Source organism: Tamlana crocina (genome assembly GCF_012037625.1).
In genome coordinates, this window is record NZ_JAAVJS010000055.1 from 1 (window position 1) to 798 (window position 798).

At 39.0% G+C, this 798-nt stretch carries 1 protein-coding gene and 1 pseudogene; both read left to right on the plus strand.

The features are described from left to right. Positions 1-337, plus strand: a pseudogene (locus HC176_RS15555) (F0F1 ATP synthase subunit alpha); the annotation flags it as partial. Between the two features lie 32 nt (positions 338-369). Next, positions 370-708 (plus strand): four helix bundle protein, encoded by a 339-nt coding sequence (locus HC176_RS15560; protein WP_167919890.1) that lies wholly within the window; start codon positions 370-372, stop codon positions 706-708. The last annotated feature ends 90 nt before the right edge of the window (positions 709-798 follow it).

Sequence of the window (798 nt, forward strand, 5' to 3'; positions counted from 1 at the left end):
TGAACTTGAAGCATTTGCGAAGTTTGGATCAGACCTTGACCCTGCTACCCTTAACATCATTGAAAAAGGTAAGCGTAACGTGGAGATCCTTAAGCAGGCAGAGAACAATCCTTATCCTGTGGAGAACCAGATCGCGATCATCTATGCCGGTTCTAAGAACCTATTGAGAAATGTACCTGTAGACAAGATCAGGGAGTTTGAAAAAGATTACCTGGAGTACCTTGATGCCAAGCACAGAGATGTTCTTGATCAACTTAAGGCAGGTAAGATCAATGATGAGATCACAGATACGCTTACGCAGGTTGCTAAGGAGCTTTCAGCAAAGTATAAAAAATAGTTTTTCAAGTGCTGAGTTAAGAGTTATGAGTTATGAGCAAACTGGAAGATAGCCCTGTTAGGATAAAAAGTTTTCAGTTTGCTTGTGACATTGTTTTCTTTACCCGGTCTTTGAAAAGGCAGAATGAATACGAGCTGGCTTCCCAACTTTTAAAAAGTGGAACGAGCATTGGAGCCAATGTAAGAGAAGCACAACGGGGAGTTAGTACAAAAGATTTCAAGAATAAATTCGGTATCGCTTTGAAGGAAGCCGATGAAACGAAATACTGGTTGGAGCTTATTGAAGCGACATCAGAAAATGATTGTAAAGTTTTAATTGCTAAGTGTGAAGAGTTAATAAGAATTATGGTTTCCATTATAAAAAACTCATAACTCGTAACTCAAAGCTCATAACTAAAAAGAATGGCCAATTTAAAAGAATTAAGAAGCAGGATCACCTCGGTTTCCTCGACCATGCAGATC